General features: G+C 72.5%; 13 protein-coding genes and 1 pseudogene. 9 read left to right on the top strand and 5 right to left on the bottom strand.

Annotation, left to right across the window (positions count from 1 at the left end; translation table 11 throughout):
• Position 1 precedes the first annotated feature (1 nt).
• Positions 2-2,401, bottom strand: coding sequence for a malto-oligosyltrehalose synthase (gene treY / locus RI578_RS08290; protein ID WP_310870495.1), 2,400 nt, complete (start codon positions 2,399-2,401; stop codon positions 2-4).
• 81 nt (positions 2,402-2,482) lie between these two features.
• Here treY and RI578_RS08285 point away from each other — a divergent pair, with 81 nt between their 5' ends.
• Positions 2,483-3,784, top strand: coding sequence for an MFS transporter (locus RI578_RS08285; protein ID WP_310870494.1), 1,302 nt, complete (start codon positions 2,483-2,485; stop codon positions 3,782-3,784).
• On the opposite strand, the gene glgX is transcribed toward RI578_RS08285, so the two are convergent.
• The gene (glgX, locus tag RI578_RS08280) at positions 3,781-5,904 is read right to left on the bottom strand and encodes a glycogen debranching protein GlgX (RefSeq protein WP_310870493.1); all 2,124 of its coding nucleotides are present in this window, start codon (positions 5,902-5,904) and stop codon (positions 3,781-3,783) included. The genes RI578_RS08285 and glgX overlap by 4 nt on opposite strands.
• A 367-nt stretch (positions 5,905-6,271) precedes the next feature.
• Here glgX and RI578_RS08275 point away from each other — a divergent pair, with 367 nt between their 5' ends.
• Both RI578_RS08275 and RI578_RS08270 read left to right on the top strand, forming a co-directional pair.
• Positions 6,272-7,519 carry an SAV2148 family HEPN domain-containing protein gene (locus RI578_RS08275; RefSeq protein ID WP_310870492.1) on the top strand — a complete coding sequence of 416 codons (1,248 nt, stop codon included), beginning with the start codon at positions 6,272-6,274 and terminating at the stop codon, positions 7,517-7,519.
• Positions 7,520-7,644: 125 nt separating this feature from the next.
• Entirely contained in the window at positions 7,645-8,367 is a 723-nt protein-coding gene (locus tag RI578_RS08270) for a 3'-5' exonuclease (RefSeq protein ID WP_310870491.1), read from the top strand.
• A gap of 85 nt (positions 8,368-8,452) precedes the next feature.
• Here the strand turns inward: RI578_RS08270 and RI578_RS08265 are convergent, their stop codons facing one another.
• The gene (locus RI578_RS08265) at positions 8,453-9,316 is read right to left on the bottom strand and encodes an aminoglycoside phosphotransferase family protein (protein ID WP_310870490.1); all 864 of its coding nucleotides are present in this window, start codon (positions 9,314-9,316) and stop codon (positions 8,453-8,455) included.
• Positions 9,317-9,512: 196 nt separating this feature from the next.
• Between RI578_RS08265 and RI578_RS08260 the strand changes: the two genes are divergently transcribed.
• The 5 genes and pseudogenes from RI578_RS08260 (at position 9,513) to RI578_RS08240 (ending at position 14,961) form a co-directional block, all read left to right on the top strand.
• Positions 9,513-10,448, top strand: coding sequence for a sugar ABC transporter permease (locus tag RI578_RS08260; RefSeq protein ID WP_310870489.1), 936 nt, complete (start codon positions 9,513-9,515; stop codon positions 10,446-10,448).
• Positions 10,445-11,279, top strand: a pseudogene (locus RI578_RS08255) (carbohydrate ABC transporter permease). Before RI578_RS08260 ends, RI578_RS08255 begins: the two are co-directional and overlap by 4 nt.
• Entirely contained in the window at positions 11,279-12,568 is a 1,290-nt protein-coding gene (locus RI578_RS08250; protein WP_310870488.1) for a sugar ABC transporter substrate-binding protein, read from the top strand. The pseudogene RI578_RS08255 and the gene RI578_RS08250 overlap by 1 nt, the downstream one beginning before the upstream one ends.
• A gap of 351 nt (positions 12,569-12,919) precedes the next feature.
• The gene (gene erm(O), locus RI578_RS08245; protein ID WP_310870487.1) at positions 12,920-13,699 is read left to right on the top strand and encodes a 23S rRNA (adenine(2058)-N(6))-methyltransferase Erm(O); all 780 of its coding nucleotides are present in this window, start codon (positions 12,920-12,922) and stop codon (positions 13,697-13,699) included.
• On the top strand, positions 13,696-14,961 hold the full coding sequence (locus tag RI578_RS08240) for a macrolide-inactivating glycosyltransferase (protein WP_310870486.1): 1,266 nt from the start codon (positions 13,696-13,698) through the stop codon (positions 14,959-14,961). Before erm(O) ends, RI578_RS08240 begins: the two co-directional genes overlap by 4 nt.
• Positions 14,962-15,057: 96 nt before the next feature.
• Here the strand turns inward: RI578_RS08240 and RI578_RS08235 are convergent, their stop codons facing one another.
• Entirely contained in the window at positions 15,058-17,307 is a 2,250-nt protein-coding gene (locus RI578_RS08235) for an MMPL family transporter (RefSeq protein WP_310870485.1), read from the bottom strand.
• A 369-nt stretch (positions 17,308-17,676) separates the two neighbouring features.
• On the opposite strand from RI578_RS08235, the gene RI578_RS08230 reads away from it, so the two are divergent.
• A complete protein-coding gene (locus RI578_RS08230) occupies positions 17,677-18,225 on the top strand; it encodes a DUF1697 domain-containing protein (RefSeq protein ID WP_310870484.1) in 549 nt (182 codons plus the stop codon).
• A gap of 19 nt (positions 18,226-18,244) precedes the next feature.
• Here the strand turns inward: RI578_RS08230 and RI578_RS08225 are convergent, their stop codons facing one another.
• On the bottom strand, positions 18,245-18,988 hold the full coding sequence (locus RI578_RS08225; RefSeq protein ID WP_310870483.1) for a sirohydrochlorin chelatase: 744 nt from the start codon (positions 18,986-18,988) through the stop codon (positions 18,245-18,247).
• Positions 18,989-18,992: the final 4 nt, after the last annotated feature.

The following is an 18,992-nucleotide window of genomic DNA, read 5'->3' as shown; positions in this document are numbered from 1 at the left end:
CTCAGCCCCCGCCCCCCTCCTCCGCCCCCACCCGCTCCAGCAGCGCCACCGGCACCCCCGCGAAGAGGTCCTCCACGCGCGCGTGCCCCGTGAACTCGCGTCCGGGCGTCAGCGCGTCGGCCCAGCGGCCCGGCGGCAGGGGCAGTGCCGTGTCCTGCCAGCCGCCCGCCTCGGCCAGCCGCAGTGACAGCCGGGTCACGGCCGTGACGACGGCCCCGGAGCGGACGAACGCCACGCAGTGCGCCGCCGCGTGACCCTCGGCAGGCAGCGGCTCGTACGTCGCCGCGTCGCCGAACGCGTCGGGGCGCCGCGCGCGCAGCGCGAGCGCCGCCCGGGTCACCGCCTCCTTCTCACCGCCCTCGCCGGCCTCGCCGCCCTCTCCGAACCGCACGGGACGGCGGTTGTCCGGGTCCACCAGGGAGAGGTACTCGTGCTCTGTGCCCTGGTAGAGGTCCGGCACCCCCGGCATCGTCAGGTGCGTCAGGGCCGTGCCGAGGACGTTGGCCCGGATGTGCGGTTCCAGGGCGTCGCGGAAGGCGACCAGCCGCTCGCCCGGCGCGCCGCACGGCCCCGCCGCCACGAACCGGGCCACCGCCTCCTCGTACGGCGGCTCCTGCTCCGTCCAGCTGGTGTACATCCCCGCCTCGCGCACATGCTTCAGCAGCGCCTCCCGCACGCGCTCGCCCTCCGCCGGCCCCAGCCCGAACACCGTCTGCCAGGCCGCCCACGCCAGCTGCGCGTCCGGCACGCCCTCGCCGGTGCGGGTGACCTCCGTGAGGACGTCCGCCCACCGCTCGGGACACTCCGTGAGCACGGCCAGCGCGGCGCGCACGTCGGCGCTGCGCTTGGTGTCGTGCGTCGAGACCACCGTGCCGGTCGCGGGCCAGTCGCGCTGCACGCGCGCGCAGTACGCGTGGAACTCCTCCGGCGACAGGGCCGGACTCCCCGGGTTCCCGCCCACCTCGGTCGCCGAAAGCAGCGGCACGTAGCGGTAGAACGCCGTGTCCTCCACCGACTTGGCGCGCAGCGCCGACGCCGTCTGCGCGAACCGCGTACGGAACTCCACGTGCTCCGGCCCGTCCCCGAACCGCCCCAGCACCAGGCCCCGCACGACGTCCACCGCGCCGGCCTCTTCCGGCACCGCGAACGCGAGCCGCGCCTCGGCCGCCGCCTCCTCGGTGACGACCGACGCCGCGTCCACCGACGCGTACGGCCGGTACACCTCCAGCCGGACCAGCAGCTCCCGCAGCGCCGTGCGCAGCGCCCACGGCGCCCGGTCGCGCAGCGCGGCGTCCGGGGAGGCGACGCACAGGCGGTGGGCCACCCGGGTCAGCCGGTCCATCTCGGTGGCCAGCTCGTGCGTGAGTACCTTGTACGCCGCCCGCCGCACCGTCGCCGCCCAGTCGCCGCCCCGGTCCGTCTGCGGGGCGGCGAACCTGCGGTACTGGCCGAGGAGTTCCCCGTACCCGGCCGGGTCGGTGAAGAGCCCGTCGATGTGCCGCAGCGCGTCGTAGCCGGTCGTGCCCGCGACGGGCCAGGCGGCGGGCAGCCGTTCGCCGTCCGCGAGGATCTTCTCCACGACCGTCCACCGGCCGCCGCTCGCCTCGTGCAGCCGCCCGAGGTAGGTGTCGGGGTCGGCGAGGCCGTCGGGGTGGTCGACGCGCAGGCCGTCGACCACGCCCTCGTGCAGCAGCCGCAGAACCGTGGCGTGCGTCGCCTCGAACACCTCCGGGTCCTCCACGCGTACGCCGATGAGCTCGGAGATGCTGAAGAAGCGCCGGTAGTTCAGGTCGGTGCGGGCCAGCCGCCACCACACGGGGCGGTACCACTGCGCGTCCAGCAGCCGCGGCAGCGGCAGGTCACCGGTGCCGTCCCGCAGGGGGAACGCGTGGTCGTGGTAGCGCAGTACGTCGCCGTCGACCCGGAGCTCGTCCAGCACCTCGCCGACCGGGGCGCCGAGCACCGGCATCAGCACCTGGCCGCCCTGAGCCTCCCAGTCGATGTCGAACCATCGCGCGTACGGCGACTTCGGGCCCTCCCGCAGCACCTCCCACAGGGCGCGGTTGTGCCGGGGCGACATCGCCATGTGGTTCGGCACGATGTCCACCACCAGGCCGAGACCGTGCTCCCGCGCGGTGCGCGCCAGCGCCCGCAGTCCCTCCTCGCCGCCCAGCTCCTCGCGCACGCGCGCGTGGTCCACGACGTCGTAGCCGTGCAGCGAGCCCGGGACCGCCTCCAGGACGGGGGACAGGTGCAGGTGGGACACGCCGAGCGAGGCCAGGTACGGGACGGCCGCCGCCGCGGCGGCGAAGGGGAACGCGGGCTGCAACTGCAGCCGGTAGGTGGCCGTGGGGGCCTGGGACGTCGGGGACAGCACCGGGTCGGGTCGCTCAGGTGTCATGGAAACCTACGTACCCGCCTCGCCGCCTTTCGTGTCATCGGCCCCTCCACGGGCGTACGCGCGCGTGGCTAGCTTCGAGCGATGGGAAGCAGTGGAGGCACCGGACGGCGAGGCGCGCTGGAGACGTACCGAGAGGTGATCGGCCTGACCGGGCCGCTGCTGCCGGTGGTGTCCTTCCTGGGACGGCTGCCGACGGCCACGATCCAGTTCGGCAGCCTCCTGCTGGTCGCCCGTACCAGCGGCTCGCTGGCCGTCGCGGGGCTGACCGGCGGAGCGCTCGCCGTCGGCCAGGTCGCCTGCGGCCCGCTGGTCGGCCGGCTCGCGGACCGGTACGGCCAGCGCACCGTCGTCCTGGTCTTCGCACTGGTCAACGCCGTCGCGATCGCCGCCCTGGTGGCCGGTGCGCTCGCGGAGGTACCGACGCCGCTGCTGGTGGTCCTCGGGGTGGCGGCGGGTGCGAGCGTGCCCCTGATCGGCCCGCTGGCCCGCGCCCGCCTGGTGGCGCTCGCCCGCCGGGCCGGTGCCCCCGAGCCCACCGTGGGCGCCGCGCTGTCCTTCGAGAGCACCCTCGACGAGGTCTCCTTCGTCCTCGGCCCGGCCCTGGTCGGCCTGGCGGCGGTCCTCGCCCACCCGGCGTACGCCCTGACCGGCGCCGCCGTACTCGTCGCCGTGTGCGGCACCGCCTTCGCCCTGCACCCGACGGCCCGCGCGTCGGCGCCCTCGGCCGTCGGGGCGACGGGCACGCCGGGCGGGCCCCGCGCCCGCCCCCGCATGCCCCGCGCGGTGCACGCCCTGCGGGCCTCGCTCGCCCTCCAGGGGGCGATGTTCGGGGCCTGCCAGGCGGGGATCACCGCGCTCACCGAGCGGCTCGGGCAGCCGGAGCAGGCGGGGCTCGTCTACGCCGCGATGGGAGTGATGAGCGCGATCGCGGGTCTCGCCATGGCCGTCGTGCCCGCCCGGGTCGGACTGCGGGCCCGCTGGCGGGCGGCCACCGCGACGGCGTGCGCCCTGTCGCTGCCCTTGCTGTGGACGGACAGCCTGACCGGACTGTACGTGGTGGTCACCGTCCTGGGCATCGCCTACGCCCCCCACCTGATCACCGTGTTCGCGCTCACCGAGCGGACGGTGCCGCGGGCCCGGCTCGCCGAGGCGATGGCCTTCGCGACCAGCGCGATCGTCGGCGGCCAGGCCCTCGCGGTCGCCGTCACCGGCCGCCTCGCCGAGTCCCACGGCCCGGTCGCGGCGTTCGCGGCGGCGAGTGTGACCGCCGCGCTCGCCTGCGTGATCGCCCTGGCGGCGCGCCCGGCGCCGGGCATCGGACGGCACACCGGAGCGGCCTCCCACGCGCGCGTGGGAGGCCGCTCCAGCAACACGACTTCCTAGACCGGCCGCTGCAGCACCGTCATGCTCCGGTCCACGAGGGTCAGCCGGTCCCCGGCCTGCACCTTCGGGCCCGTGCCCGAGGGAACCCCCTCCGTGCGGGCGGTGTCGACGATCACCTCCCACTGGCGGCCGTGGTCGACCGGCACCACGAAGTCCAGCGTTTTGGGCGAGGCGTTGAACATCAGCAGGAACGAGTCGTCGGAGATGCGTTCCCCGCGCGCGCCGGGCTCGGAGATCGCGTTGCCGTTCAGGAACACCGTGAGGGCCGACGCCCGCGCCGAGTTCCAGTCCCGCTGGGTCATCTCCGCACCCTCGGGGGTGAACCAGGCGATGTCCGACAGCTCGTCGTGGGTGCCCTCCACGGGACGCCCGTGGAAGAAGCGCCGCCTGCGGAAGACCGGGTGGTCCTTGCGCAGCCACACCATCGCGCGGGTGAACTCCAGCAGCCCGGCAGCGGTGACGTCACCGTCGCCGTCCGGCCACGCCACCCACGCCAGCTCGTTGTCCTGGCAGTAGGCGTTGTTGTTGCCCCGCTGGGTGCGGGCGAACTCGTCACCGTGGCTGATCATCGGCACGCCCTGCGAGAGCAGCAGGGTGGCGATGAAGTTCCGCATCTGGCGCGCCCGCAGCTCCAGCACCGCCGGGTCGTCGGTCTCGCCCTCGGCCCCGCAGTTCCAGGACCGGTTGTGGCTCTCGCCGTCCCGGTTGTCCTCGCCGTTGGCGTGGTTGCGCTTGTCGTTGTACGCCACCATGTCGTGCAGGGTGAAGCCGTCGTGGCAGGTGACGAAGTTGATCGAGGCCAGCGGGCGGCGGCCGTCGTCCTGGTAGAGGTCGGACGATCCGGTCAGCCGGGACGCGAACTCGGCCAGCGTGCGCTGCTCGCCGCGCCACAGGTCCCGCACCGTGTCCCGGTACTTGCCGTTCCACTCGGTCCACAGCGGCGGGAAGTTGCCCACCTGGTAGCCGCCCTCGCCCACGTCCCACGGCTCGGCGATCAGCTTCACCTGCGAGACCACGGGGTCCTGCTGCACCAGGTCGAAGAACGACGACAGCCGGTCCACCTCGTGGAACTGCCGGGCCAGGGTGGCGGCGAGGTCGAAGCGGAACCCGTCGACGTGCATCTCGGTGACCCAGTACCGCAGCGAGTCCATGATCATCTGGAGGACGTGCGGGGACCGCATGAGCAGGGAGTTCCCGGTGCCCGTGGTGTCCATGTAGTACCGGGGGTCGTCGGTGAGCCGGTAGTACGAGGCATTGTCGATGCCCTTGAAGGACAGGGTCGGGCCCAGGTGGTTGCCCTCGGCGGTGTGGTTGTAGACCACGTCGAGGATGACCTCGATACCGGCCTCGTGCAGCGCCTTCACCGCCGACTTGAACTCCAGCACCTGCTGCCCGCGGTCGCCCCAGGAGGCGTACGCGTTGTGCGGGGCGAAGAAGCCGATCGTGTTGTAGCCCCAGTAGTTGTTCAGGCCCATGTCCACCAGGCGGTGGTCGTTGACGAACTGGTGCACCGGCATCAGCTCCAGCGCGGTCACCCCCAGTTCGGTGAGGTGCTCGATGAGCGCCGGGTGCGCGAGGGCCGCGTAGGTGCCGCGCAGTTCCTCGGGGAGGCCCGGGTGCCGCATGGTCAGGCCCTTCACATGGGCCTCGTAGAGCACCGTGTGGTGGTACTCCGTCCGGGGGCGCCGGTCGTCGCCCCAGTCGAAGTAGGGGTTGACCACGACCGAGGTCATCATGTGCGGAGCCGAGTCGAGGTCGTTGCGCCGGCCGGGGTCGCCGAAGTGGTAGCCGTACACCTCCTCGCCCCACTGGATCGAGCCGCTGATCGCACGCGCGTACGGATCGAGGAGCAGCTTGGCGCTGTTGCAGCGCAGCCCGCGCTCCGGGGCGTACGGGCCGTGCACGCGGTAGCCGTACCGCTGCCCGGGCATCACGCCCGGCACGTAGGCGTGCCGTACGAACGCGTCGCTCTCCCGCAGCTCGACCGCGGCCTCCGAGCCGTCGTCGTGCAGCAGACACAGCTCTACTCGGTCGGCGGCCTCCGTGAAGACCGCGAAGTTGGTGCCGGCGCCGTCGTACGTGGCACCGAGTGGATACGCCTCTCCAGGCCAGACCTGCATGGACACGACTCTTTCAGGTGTACGGCGCCGGTGCGGACGCCTTGGCTCCGAGTCTCCGGGAAGTCTCCCCGAAAGTGAGGTGACCACCTAGCACGTACGTCCTCCTACCCACCCTTCGGCGTTCTGTGCCGCATGCGCCCCGCTGCGGGATGCGAGGGATCCTTCCCCGTACCGGGCCGTGTCACCGCTATGAATCCGCTCACTCCCCGGTGTCGGGCCGACCGGAACGGGCTTGTGGCTCACGGATGTTGGGAAAACCGGCCCGTCCATCGGGCTGCACCGCGGACCGCTCGCGGAGTACCCTTCCTTGATCGTTGGGACGGGGTCTCCCCGGGAGTGCTCCGGGGGAGCGGAAGGCGGTGCGCGGGTGGGCTCGGGAGGGCTGGAGCTGCCTCCTGGTGACGACGGTCACCAGGGGAACTCCGCGGACGTCCCGCCCGGTGCGGTGTCCCTGGCGCGGCCGATGAGCGCGGGCGCGATCGGTCCGGAACTGGACTGGGACACCGACGCCTGGCACGAGGTGCGCACCCGTGCGCAGCGGGCGGGCCGGGCCTACATCTGGCTCAACCTCGTCGAACAGCGGCTGCGCGCGGTCGTGGCCGCCGTTCTGAGGCCGGTCTACGAACCCGTCCACGGCGACGAATGGGTGGTCGCCGCGGCCGGACCCGCCGGCCAGGAGTGGGTGCAGCGCGCCGTCGCCGTCCGCGAGGTGAGCCGCCGCAAGGGCTACCTGCTCGACCCGGCCGACGACAACGTCCTCAGCTTCCTCACGCTGCCGCAGCTGCGCGAGCTGATGGTGCAGCACTGGCCCTGCTTCGAGCCGTACGTGGACGAGCGCCGCGACGTGGAACTCGCCCTGGACGAGCTGGAGGTCACCCGCAACGTCGTCTCCCGCAACCGGGCGCTGTCCGAGGCGGTCCTGAACCAGGCCGAGCGGGCCTCGGCGCGGCTGCTGGAGGTCCTGGGCGCGGGCGGCGACGTGCCGTCCACGCGCCGGCTGCCGGTCGACGCGGTGGAGGACCTGGTCGGCGACCGGTACGCCGACGTGGTCGCCGTGCACTCGGACCGGGTGCGGCTGCTGCGCCAGTTCCCGGCGGAGGACCTCTTCGGCAGCGCGCGGCGCGTGGACGCCCTCGGTATCGGCCTCAACCTGCTCGTGCAGAACTTCTCCGGCCGCCGCCTGCTGCGGCTGGCCGAGTCCGGTGGCCGGGTGCGGCTGCTCTTCCTGAACCCGGCCTCCAGCGCGATCAAGCGCCGCGAGCGCGAACTGGGCATCAAGCGGGGCGAGCTGAGCCGCGCCGTGGAGATGAACATCCTGCACATGCGCCGGGTGCGCTCCCGGCTGCGGGACCCGGGCGCGTTCGAGATCCAGGTCTTCGACGAGACCCCCCGCTTCACGGCCTACCTCGTCGACGGGGACGGCGCCGACGGCATCGCGGTCGTGCAGTCCTATCTGCGCCGGACGCGGGGGATGGAGGCGCCGGTGCTCGTCCTGCGGAACGGGCGCAACGGCGGCAAGGTCGTGAAGTCGGACCAGCTCGACGAAGGCGGACTTTTTCCCACCTATCGCGAGGAGTTCGAGCTGATGTGGGCGGATTCGCGGCCCGTGTCGTGAGCGCCGGCGCCGGGTCGGACCGCTGCCTGGCCGGGCGTAAGCGGAATGCGATCCTCTGATTGTCAGTGGTCCGTGGGAAGGTGAAGACCACTGGGGGAACGCACCACCAAGAAGGGGGACCGCCCATGGGCTGGCACCGGGAGCTGCTGATCGGCTTCGACCTGGAGACGACGGGCACCGATCCGCGCGAGGCGCGCATCGTCACGGGGGCCGTGATCGAGGTCATGGGCGGGGAGCCGCGAGGACGCCGGGAGTGGCTGGCCGACCCCGGCGTGGAGATCCCGGCGGACGCGGTGGCGGTGCACGGCATCACCAATGAGCGGGCGGCCACCGAGGGCTGCCCCGCCGACCAGGTCGCCGACGCCATCGCCGGTGTGCTCGCGGCCTACTGGAAGACGGGCGTCCCGGTCGTCGCCTACAACGCGGCCTTCGACCTCACCCTGCTCTCCGCCGAACTGCGGCGCTATGGACTGCCGTCCCTGCGCGACCGCCTCGGCGGCCTCGACCCGGCCCCGGTCATCGACCCGTACACCATCGACCGTTCCGTCGACCGCTACCGCCGCGGCAAGCGCAATCTGGAAGCGGTCTGCCGGGAGTACGGCGTCCCGCTCGACGCCGCCCACGACGCCACGGCCGACGCCCTCGCCGCGGCCCGGCTGGCCTGCGCGATAGCCGGCCGCCACCCCAAGGTCGCGTCCCTCGGCCCGGCGGACCTGCACCACCGCCAGATCGAGTGGTACGCCGAGTGGGCGGCGGACTTCCAGAGCTTCCTGCGCCGCAAGGGCGACGCCACGGCCGTCGTCGACGGGACGTGGCCGCTGCGCGAACCGGCCGACGAACGGGTCTGACCGGACACCGGACGGCGACGCGCGGTCAGAAGGAACGGTGACGAGCGGTCAGAAGGAACAGCCGCCCGGCGCGTGAGACGCGCGGTCAGAACGGATACCACCGCACGGTCGGATCCCCGTCCCGCAGCGACGCCACCCGGCGTTCGAACTCCGCCAGTGCCTTCGGGTTGCTCGGCGCGTGCTGGGCCACCCACGCGCAGCTGGCCGTCTCCCGGGCGCCGCGCAGCACCGCACAGCCGTCCCACTCGCGCACGTCCCAGCCGTAGGTCGCGGTGAAGGCGTCGTGCGCCTCGGCGGGCAGCCCGTAGCGGTCCCGGCTGAGCGCCATCACCACCAGATCGTGCTCGCGCAGGTCGGCGGAGAAGGTCTCCAGGTCGATCAGGACCGGCCCGTCGGGACCGACGTGCACGTTGCGGGGCAGCGCGTCGCCGTGGATCGGGCCGGGCGTCAGGTGGGGGGTGAGCGCGGCGGCGGCCGTCGCGAAGCCGTCGCGGCGCTCGCGCAGATACGCGGCGTCCGCCGGGTCGATCACGTCGCCCGCGAGCCGCAGCCAGCGTTCCACACCGCCCAGCAGTTCGCGGGGCGGCAGCTCGAAGGCGGGGGAGGGCAGCGCGTGGACCAGCCGGAGCAGCGCGGCCACGTCCCGGGGCTCGGTGGGCCGCACCGGGTCGGGCAGCCGCCGCCACACGGTCACCGGATGCCCCTCGACGAACAGCGCCGAGGGGTCGGCCGCCCGCACCGCCGGCACACCGGCCTCTTCCAGCCACACCGCGACGGCCAGTTCCCGGCGCGCCCGGTCGAGGAGTTCGGCGTCGCGGCCCACCTTGACCGCCAGGTCACCGGCGGCGAACACCGCGTTCTCGCCGAGGGCGAGCAGCCGCGCCTCCCGCGCCGGGCCGGGCAGCACCCCCGCCGCGGCCAGCACCTCCCGCGCCCGTGCCTCGTCCATCGTCGCCTGCCTCCGTGTCGGTCGTGTCCGTGGTGCCGGTCGTCCGGTCGTGTCCGTCGTGTCCGCCCGGTTCCCGCCATCCGTCGGCCAGTGTCGCATTCGCACAGGTGGGAGCGTGTGCGTGGGCTCTTGACGGGGCACGGCGCCTTCACGACCATGACCAGGCCCGTTCGAGCCGTGCAAAGGGGCTGATTACGTGACATTGGTGACCGAGTCGAGAAAGCCGGCGCGCCGCGCGCCCGGTACGGACCGGCCACGGCGCGGCCCCGACCACGGCGCCTGGTTCCTGGTGCTGCCCGCGTTGATCCCCATCCTGGTGCTCAGCGTGGGGCCGCTGCTCTACGGCATCATGCTGGCGTTCACCGACGCCCAGTCGGGCCGGACGGAGCCCACCCGGTGGATCGGCACCCTGAACTTCCAGGACCTGATGCACGACACGCTGTTCTGGGAGTCGTTCAGGATCGGGCTGGTGTGGGCCGTCGGGGTGACGGTGCCGCAGTTCCTGCTCGCACTCGGCCTCGCCCTGCTGCTCAACCAGAATCTCCGGTTGCGCTGGCTGGCCCGTGCCCTGGCGATCATTCCCTGGGCGATGCCCGAGGTCGTCGTCGGCATCATGTGGCGGCTGGTCTACAACCCGGACGCGGGCATCCTCAACGAGACCCTGCGCGATTTCGGCCTCGGCGACGGCCGCGACTGGCTCAGCGGCCTCGCCACCGCCCTGCCCGCCGTCATCGTCGTCGGCGTCTGGGCCGGCATGCCGCAGACGACGGTCGCCCTGCTCGCCGGGCTCCAGAACACCCCGCGCGAGCTGCACGAGGCCGCCGCGGTCGACGGCGCCGGAGCGTGGCGCCGCTTCCGCACGGTGACCTGGCCCGCCCTCAGACCGGTCGCGCTCGCCATCACCGCGCTCAACCTCATCTGGAATTTCAACTCCTTCGCCCTGGTCTACGTGCTGACCAACGGAGGGCCCGGCGGCCGGACCCGGCTGCCGATGCTCTTCGCCTACGAGGAGGCCTTCCGCTACGGGCAGTTCGGCTACGCGGCGGCGATGGGCTGCGTCATGGTCGCCGTGATCTCGATCCTGCTGGCCGTCTTCCTCGTCGGCCGGCTCAGGGGAGGTGACGAGGCATGAGGACCTCGACCGGGGCCCGCGTGGGCCAGTACGCCGCGCTGCTCGCGTACCTCGTCTTCCTGGCCTTCCCGTTCCTGTGGCTGATCTCCACCGCGTTCAAACCGCCGCAGGAGCTGGCGAGCCTCCACCCCACCTGGATCCCCGAGAACCCCACCCTCGACAACTTCCGGCAGGCCTTCGACGAGCAGCCGCTGCTGCGGGCCGCCCTCAACTCGCTGCTCGCCGCGCTCGGCGCCGCGGTGGTCGCCGTGGTTGATCGCGACACCGATGGCGTACGTCATGGCCCGGCACCGCGGCCGGCTCACCAAGGCGGCCACCGGGTGGGTCGTGGTCAGCCAGGCCTTCCCCTTCGTCCTGCTGATCATCCCGCTCTTCCTGGTCCTGAAGAACCTCCAGCTGATCAACTCCGTGCCGGGACTCGTGATGGTGTACGTCGTATGGTCGCTGCCGTTCGCGCTGTGGATGCTCGCCGGGTACGTCCGGGCTGTGCCGGCCGAGTTGGAGGAGGCGGCGGCGGTCGACGGCGCCGGGCGGCTGCGCATCCTGGTCTCGGTGACCGCGCCCCTGCTCGCGCCGGGGATCGTGGCGACGGCGTTGTTCGCGTTCATCACCGCGTGGAACGAGTTCTTCTTCGCGCTGGTGCTGCTGAAGACACCGGAGAAGCAGACGCTGCCGGTGATCCTCACCCACTTCATCGGCGCGGAGGGCGTCGCGGACCTCGGACCGCTCGCCGCGGCGGCCTTCCTCGCGACGCTGCCCTCGCTGGTGGTCTTCTCACTCATCCAGCGGCGGATCACGGGCGGCATGCTCGCCGGGGCGGTGAAGAGCTGATGGCGACGCGTACGAGGATCGTGACCCTGCTCGTCTCCCTCGCCCTGCTGCTCGCGGGCTGCACGGGCGGCGGCGACGGAGCGGACGACGGCCGGATCACCCTGCGCTTCCAGTCCCTGGCCTGGCAGGACGAGTCCGTGGCGGCCAACAAGGAACTGGTGCGGGAGTGGAACGCCACCCACCCGGACGTGCGCGTCGAGTACGTCCAGGGCAGCTGGGACAGCGTCCACGACCAGCTCCTCACCTCCTTCGAGGGCGGCGAGGCACCCGACATCATCCACGACGCCTCCGACGACCTCGCGGACTTCGCCTACGGTGGCTACCTCGCCGACCTGACCGGTCTGCTGCCCGAGCGGCTGAAGTCGGACATTCCGCAGCGCAGTTGGGAAACCGTCACCTTCGGCGACGGCGTCTACGGCGTGCCGTTCCTCCAGGAACCCCGCGTCCTGATCGCCAACGCCGACCTGCTGAAGAAGTCCGGCGTCCGGATTCCCACGCCCGGACACCCCTGGACCTGGGCGGAGTTCCGGCAGGTGACGAAGCGGCTGAGCGGCGACGGGAAGTACGGGGTGGCCTGGCCGCTGAAGGAGCCCGTGTCCGCCACGCTCAACCTGTCCCTGTCCGCCGGCGGTCGGCTGTTCCACCGCGACGCGGACGGGAAGGTCACCGTCCGGTTCGAGGAGGGCGACCAGGTGGTGCCCCGCACCATCCACGACCAGGTCAACACGGACCACAGCGCCTCCTCCGCCACCCTCGGCAGCGGCGGCTCCGACACCCTGCCCGGCTTCTTCGCGGGCAAGTACGCGATGGTGCCGCTCGGGTTCTCCTACCGCCAGCAGATCGAGCAGCAGGCACCCGAGGGCTTCGACTGGCGGGTGCTGCCCGCCCCGGCCGGCACCGACGGACCCACCCAGGGCGTCAGCCCGCAGACCCTGTCGATCGCCGAGGACAGCCCGCACAAGAAGGAAGCCGCCGCGTTCCTCGACTTCCTCCTCCAGCCGGACAACATGACGCGCCTCGCCCTCGGCGACTGGATGCTGCCCACCGGAACCGAGGCGCTGAAGGACCCCGCCCTGCACACGGCCGAGCACGGCTGGGCCACGGGCACCGCCCTCGCCGAACACCTGCGCCTGGCGCCCGCGCAGTCCGTCCGGGGCTATCCCGAGTGGAAGGACAAGGTGGCCACCCCCGCACTCCAGGAGTACTACAGCGGAGCGATCGGCATGGAGGAGCTGTGCGACCGCCTGGAGAAGGACGGAAACCTCGTCCTCGCCCGCTACCAGCGCTGACGGCGCTCGCGCCGGGCGGCGGAAAACCCGTTGCCCACCCGGCGCCCGGGCCCCTAGCGTCGTCTCCGTGGCAGCTTTCAACGCGATCTACAACTCCGGTCTCGGCCGGGGCTGCACGTACTCCATCAGGATGCGTCGTGGCCCCGGAGCCCTGACCGGCCCGGGGACCCCCCGCCGCTGACCCGCGCGCTGACGCGTGTCACACACGCGCTGACGCATGTCACACACGCTCTGACGCGTGTGACCCACGCGCGGCGGGACTGAGCCTCCGCATCCCTTTTTCGCCTTCGTCTTCCGGTCAGGGCCTTCGGCTGCCCTTTCCCCCTTCACGGAAGACAAGGACCGCAGGCCATGGCCCGCCCCACCCAGCGTGCCCGCACGCTCTCGCAGAACTTCCTCGCCGACCGCGCCACCGCCCAGCACGTCGCCCGGCTCGCCGCCCCCGACCGCCGGCACCCGCCCCTCGTCCTCGAAGTGGGCGCCGGCAAGGGCGCCCTCACCGAGCCGCTGGCCCGCCGCAGCCGGGAGCTGCGTGCCTACGAGATCGACACCCGGCTCCTCCCCGCGCTCCGCGCCCGTTTCGCGGGCACGCCCCACGTCCACGTCGTCGCCGGTGACTTCCTCGCCGCGCGGCCCCCGCACACGCCGTTCTCCGTCGCCGGGAACGTGCCCTTCTCGCGTACCGCGGACATCGTCGAGTGGTGCCTCACCGCGCCCGGCCTCACCGACGCCACGCTGCTCACCCAGCTCGAGTACGCCCGCAAACGCACCGGCCACTACGGCCGCTGGAGCCTGCTGACGGTCCGGACCTGGCCCCGTCACGAGTGGCGGCTGGTCGGGCGGGTGAGCCGGTACGGCTTCCGGCCGGCGCCCCGCGTCGACGCCGGGATCCTGCGCATCGAACGCCGCCGCACCCCGCTGCTCGCCGACGCCGCCCACCGAAGCTGGCGGGACCTGGTCGAACTGGGCTTCTCGGGAGTGGGCGGCTCCCTGCACGCGTCCCTGCGGCGTGCCCACCCCCGGCGCCGGGTGGACGCGGCGTTCCGGGCCGCGTGCCTCGACCCCGGCGTGCTCGTCGGCGAGGTGGCGCCGACGCGCTGGCTGCGGCTGCACGAGGAGCTGGCGGCATGAGGGGGAGCGCGCGGGGAAAAGGGTTGCACGAGACGTCTCGTCTCGCATACATTCGGCGCATGACCGCTCCCGCACACATCGCCATGTTCTCCATCGCCGCGCACGGCCACGTGAACCCCAGCCTGGAGGTGATCCGCGAGCTCGTCGCGCGAGGGCACCGGGTGACGTACGCGATCCCGCCGCTCTTCGCGGAGAAGGTCGCCGAGGCGGGTGCCGAACCCAAGCTGTGGAACAGCACGCTGCCCGGCCCCGACGCCGACCCGGAAGCGTGGGGGACCACCCTGCTGGACAACGTCGAACCGTTCCTCGATGACGCGATCCAGGCGCTCCCGCAGCTCGTCGAGGCGTACGAGGGAGACGAACCGGACCTGATCCTGCATGACATCTCCGCCTACCCGGCCCGGGTCCTCGGCCACCGCTGGGGCGTACCCGTGGTCTCCCTCTCGCCGTGCATGGTCGCCTGGGAGGGGTACGAGCAGGAGGTCGGCGAGCCGATGTGGGAGGAGCCCCTGAAGACCGAGCGCGGCCAGGCGTACTACGCCCGTTTCCACGCCTGGCTGGAGGAGAACGGGATCACCCAGCACCCCGACCCGTTCGCCGGCCGCCCCGACCGCTCCCTGGTGCTGATCCCCAAGGCACTCCAGCCCAACGCGGACCGGGTCGACGAGAAGACGTACACCTTCGTCGGCGCCTGCCAGGGCGACCGCACCGCCGAGGGGGACTGGCAGCGTCCCGAGGGGGCCGAGAAGGTCGTCCTGGTGTCCCTCGGGTCCGCGTTCACCAAGCAGCCGGCCTTCTACCGGGCCTGCGTCGAGGCCTTCGCCGGGCTGCCCGGCTGGCACGTGGTGCTCCAGATCGGCAAGCACGTCGACGCGGCAGAACTGGGCGACGTACCGGAGAACGTCGAAGTCCGCTCGTGGGTGCCGCAGTTGGCGATCCTCCAGCAGGCCGACCTGTTCGTCACCCACGCGGGCGCCGGCGGCAGCCAGGAGGGACTGGCCACCGCCACGCCGATGATCGCCGTACCGCAGGCCGTGGACCAGTTCGGCAACGCGGACATGCTCCAGGGGCTCGGCGTCGCCCGCCACCTCCCCACCGAGGAGGCCACCGCCGAGGCGCTGCGCACCGCCGCCCTCGCCCTGGTCGACGACCCGGAGGTGGCCGGGCGGCTGAAGGAGTTCCAGGCCCAGATGGCACAGGAGGGCGGCACTCGACGGGCCGCGGACCTGATCGAGGCGGAACTGGCGGCGGCGCGGGCCTGACCGCACCGAAGCGGACGACGGCGCAGGGCCCGTCGGTTCCAGGAGGACTTCCCGGAACCGACGGGCCCTTCGGCTGTCAGCCGCAGCGGCGCTCGCTCACACCCCGACCCGCTCGCCCTCGTCGTCCCGGGCCGCCGGCCCGATCGCCTCCGGCGTCTCGTCGTGGGTGAGGTCGGGCAGCCGGTGCAGCCACTTCGGCAGATACCAGTTGCGCTCGCCGAGCAGGGCCATCACGGCCGGCAGGAGCACGCCCCGGATGATCGTCGCGTCGATCAGCACCGCCGCCGCCAGGCCCACGCCCATCTGCTTCATGGACTGCATCGACAGCGTGCCGAAGATGGCGAACACGGCGACCATGATGACGGCGGCGCTGGTGACCACGCCCGCCGTGGTGACCACGCCGTGCTGGATCGCGTCCCTGGTGGTCCGTCCCCGCAGCCGCGCCTCGCGGATCCGCGAGACCACGAACACGTGGTAGTCCATCGACAGGCCGAACAGGATCACGAAGAGGAACAGCGGCAGCCAGGTGATGATGGCGCCCACCCCCTCGGCGCCCACCAGCGAGGCACCCCAGCCGTGCTGGAAGACGGCGACCAGGATGCCGTACGCCGCGCCCACCGACAGCAGGTTCAGCACGATCGAGGTGAGCGCGATCGTCAGCGAGCGGAAGGACAGCAGCATCAGCAGGAAGGCGAAGACCACCACGAACACGAAGACCGGGAGGACCGACCCGACGAGCTGGTCGTTGAAGTCCTTGGACCCCGCGACCTGTCCGGTGATCGGGGCCTCGACGCCGTCGACCTTGCCGAGTGTCGCCGGCCGTACGTCGTCGCGCAGCTTGTCCAGGCTGTCGCCCGCCTTGTCCTGGTCGGAGCCGCCGACCAGCGGGACGTAGACCAGGGCGACGTTCTGCTCGTCGTGCATCGTGACGTCGACCGGCCCGCGCGAGGCACCGGAACTGACCGCCCGCTCCCGGAAGTCGGCGAGCGCGGCCCGCACCTCGGGCGCGTTGATGTCGTCGGCCTTCACGACCACCTCGGCCGGGTCCGACCCGCCCGGGAACGCCTCGTTGACCCGGTTGTACGTCTGCACGATCGGCAGCGAGTCGCCGAACTCCTGGTCCAGCGTGAGGTTCTCCGTCTTCATGCCGATGGCGGGCGCGGCGACGGCCAGCAGCGCGCCGGTCGCCACCGCGGCGGCGAGCAGCGGCTTGGCGAGCACGCGCCGAAGGACGGCCGTCCAGAACCGGCTGCCCTCGGAGGCGCCGTTCTTCCGGCGCCGGCGCAGGAACGGGAGACGGCCCTTCTCGACCCGCTCGCCCAGCAGGGACAGCAGCGCGGGCAGCACCGTCACCGAGCCGACCATGGCGACCGCGACCACCATCAGCGAGGCCAGGCCCATCGCCTCGAACTCGGCGATACCGGTGAACAGCATGCCCGCCATCGCCACGCACACCGTGACACCGGAGACGACGATCGCCCGGCCGCTGGTGGCGGCGGCGATCCTGAGCGCGGTCTGCGCGTCCCGCCCGGCGGCGCGCTCCTCGCGCTCGCGGCGCAGATAGAACAGGCAGTAGTCGACGCCGACGGCCAGACCGACCAGCAGCATCACGGAGTTGGCGGTCTCGCTCATCGGCTGGAAGTGGCTGACCAGACCCATCAGACCCATCGTCGCCATGATCGCGGTGATCGCCAGCGCCACCGGAACCAGCGCCGCCACCAGCGCGCCGAACGCGACGAGCAGGATGCCGAGGGCCACCGGGACCGCGGAGTACTCGGCCTTCTTGAAGTCGTCGCCGAACGCGTCGTCGAACGTCTTCATCATGCTGGCGCCGCCGATCTCCTCGATCCGCAGCGACTCGTGCTCCTTCTGGACGCCCTCGACGGCCTTCAGCACCGGCTCGACCCGCTCGCCCGCGGTGTCCGCCTCGCCGCGCATGTCGAACTGCACCAGCGCGCTGCGGCCGTCCTTCGAGATGGTCCTGGCCTCGTACGGCGTGGTCACCCCCGTGACCTTCCCGGTTGCCTCCACCGCCGTGACGACCGCGGTGACGGCGGCGCGGAACTCGGCGTCCGTGGCCTTCAGGGACCCGTCCTTCGCCTGGATCAGGACGGTCTCACTGGCCGGCTCGTCGATCCCGGCGTCCTCGACGATCATGGCGGCGGTGTGCGTCTCGCCGCCCATCTGGTCGCTGTCCTTGACGTCGACACGGCCGGCCGCCGAGCCGAGCCCCATCGCCAGGACGACGAACAGTACCCAGATCCCGACGGCAGCCCATCGGTGCCGGGCACTCCAGCCGCCGGCCCGGGCGGCTATGCCCCGCACCCGTGTGTCTCCGTTCCCCATGACGGGCTTGCCCCCTCGAAAGCGGTGACGACCCCCTGCCGCCACCTCTCGCTTCGAAGGTATGGCCCGCATAAAGCCATCTCGTCGGCCTCTTCGGTGACGTGCGACGGGGTCGGCTCATCCCTCCGTATCGCCGTTCCTCACCGCTGAGGAGGACTCGGGCCCCTACACCTACCGGGGTTACTCGAAAGTCATGATCAGGGTGTGACGCCGGTACGACGCCGGTACGGGAGCCTTCCGCGAAGTTGTTGAATAAGTCACAGGAGTGTGTAGTGGTTGAACCGCGCACCCCGCATCGGCGAGAGTGGCGCGCACGTCGGCCGTCGTGCCCACCCCCACGGGGCACGACGGCCGTCCTATGGTGTGCGCATGACGACGACGTACGCGGCGCTGCTGCGCGGGATCAACGTGGGCGGCGCGAGGAAGGTCCCGATGGCCGAACTGCGCGCGCTGCTGGAAGGCCTCGGTCATGACGCCGTACGCACCCATCTCCAGAGCGGGCAGGCCGTGTTCGCGTCCGGCCACGGGGACGAGGAGTCCCTGGCCGCCGAGTTGACGCGGGCGATCGAGGAGCGCTTCGGCTTCGCGGTGGACGTGATCGTGCGCGACCACGCCTATCTGCGGGCGGTCGCCGAGGAGTGCCCGTTCCCGGCCGCCGACCTGGAGGCCAAGCAGCTGCACGTCACGTACTTCTCCGCGCCGGTCGACGCGGAACGCTTCGCGGCGATCGACCGGCCGGCGTTCCTCCCGGAGGAGTTCCGCCTCGGCGACCGCGCCCTGTACCTGTACGCGCCGGACGGCCTCGGCCGCTCCAAGCTCGCCGAGACCCTCGCCAGGCCCCGGGTGAACAAGGGAGTGATCGCCACCTCCCGCAACTGGAACACCGTCACCAGGCTCGTGGAGCTGACCGCCCCCTGACCGACCCGACGCCGCGCGGTCAGGCCCCGACCGCCGCAGCCAGCGCCGGCGTCCGCGCCTCGTCGTACCGCTCAAGCAGCACCCGCGCCACCTCCGGCGAGGGACCGAGGACGTCCGCCAGCACGTCCGCCCGCTCCGCGCCCCGCGCGATGCGGTCCGGCAGGTGACCGGGGGCCAGGACGTACGGCGCCACGGCCACGCGAGCGCAGCCCAGCTCCCGCAGCTCGCGCACCGCGTCCTCGGTGCGTGGAAGGGATGCGGAGGCGAACGCAGGCCGCACGGCGCACCAACCGGTGTGCCGCCACTCCCGCGCGATTTCTGCGATCACTGCGATCGCCTCCGGGTCGGAGGACCCCGCCGAGGCCAGCACGACCCCGGTCGAGGACTTGTCGGCGGGCGTCAGGCCCGCCTCGTACAGGCGCCGCTCCAGCGCCGACAGCAGCAGCGGCGAGGGGCCGAGCACCTCGGCCTGCCGGATCCGCAGCCGCGGGGGCGCGTCCGCGAGGACCGCCGGGATGTCCGCCTTGGCGTGGAAGGCACGGGTCAGCAGGAGCGGGAGCGCCACGACGTCCCGCACGCCCTCCGTCTCCAGGGACTCCAGCACGCCCTGCACCGAGGGCACGTTGAAGTCCAGGAAGCCGGTCTCCACCCGTACGTCCGGGCGCACCGCCCTGACCCGGCGCACCAGGGCGTGCACGGTCGCGGCGTGCCGCGGGTCGCGGCTGCCGTGGGCGATGACCAGGAGGACCGGCGGGGACGTCATGGCT

Source organism: Streptomyces sp. BB1-1-1, assembly GCF_031597775.1.
Classification (GTDB): Bacteria; Actinomycetota; Actinomycetes; order Streptomycetales; family Streptomycetaceae; genus Streptomyces; species Streptomyces thinghirensis.
The sequence above is the reverse complement of the archived record's forward strand: the minus strand, read 5'-3'. Positions and strand labels throughout refer to the sequence as shown.

Excerpts from the sequence above, each read along its gene's own strand:
- RI578_RS08285 (WP_310870494.1), top strand. The coding sequence starts at position 2,483 with ATGGGAAGCAGTGGAGGCACCGGACGGCGAGGCGCGCTGGAGACGTAC.
- treY (WP_310870495.1), bottom strand. The coding sequence starts at position 2,401 with ATGACACCTGAGCGACCCGACCCGGTGCTGTCCCCGACGTCCCAGGCC.
- RI578_RS08250 (WP_310870488.1), top strand. The coding sequence starts at position 11,279 with ATGGCGACGCGTACGAGGATCGTGACCCTGCTCGTCTCCCTCGCCCTG.
- glgX (WP_310870493.1), bottom strand. The coding sequence starts at position 5,904 with ATGCAGGTCTGGCCTGGAGAGGCGTATCCACTCGGTGCCACGTACGAC.
- RI578_RS08265 (WP_310870490.1), bottom strand. The coding sequence starts at position 9,316 with ATGGACGAGGCACGGGCGCGGGAGGTGCTGGCCGCGGCGGGGGTGCTG.
- RI578_RS08240 (WP_310870486.1), top strand. The coding sequence starts at position 13,696 with ATGAGGGGGAGCGCGCGGGGAAAAGGGTTGCACGAGACGTCTCGTCTC.
- RI578_RS08230 (WP_310870484.1), top strand. The coding sequence starts at position 17,677 with ATGACGACGACGTACGCGGCGCTGCTGCGCGGGATCAACGTGGGCGGC.
- RI578_RS08235 (WP_310870485.1), bottom strand. The coding sequence starts at position 17,307 with ATGGGGAACGGAGACACACGGGTGCGGGGCATAGCCGCCCGGGCCGGC.
- RI578_RS08270 (WP_310870491.1), top strand. The coding sequence starts at position 7,645 with ATGGGCTGGCACCGGGAGCTGCTGATCGGCTTCGACCTGGAGACGACG.
- RI578_RS08225 (WP_310870483.1), bottom strand. The coding sequence starts at position 18,988 with ATGACGTCCCCGCCGGTCCTCCTGGTCATCGCCCACGGCAGCCGCGAC.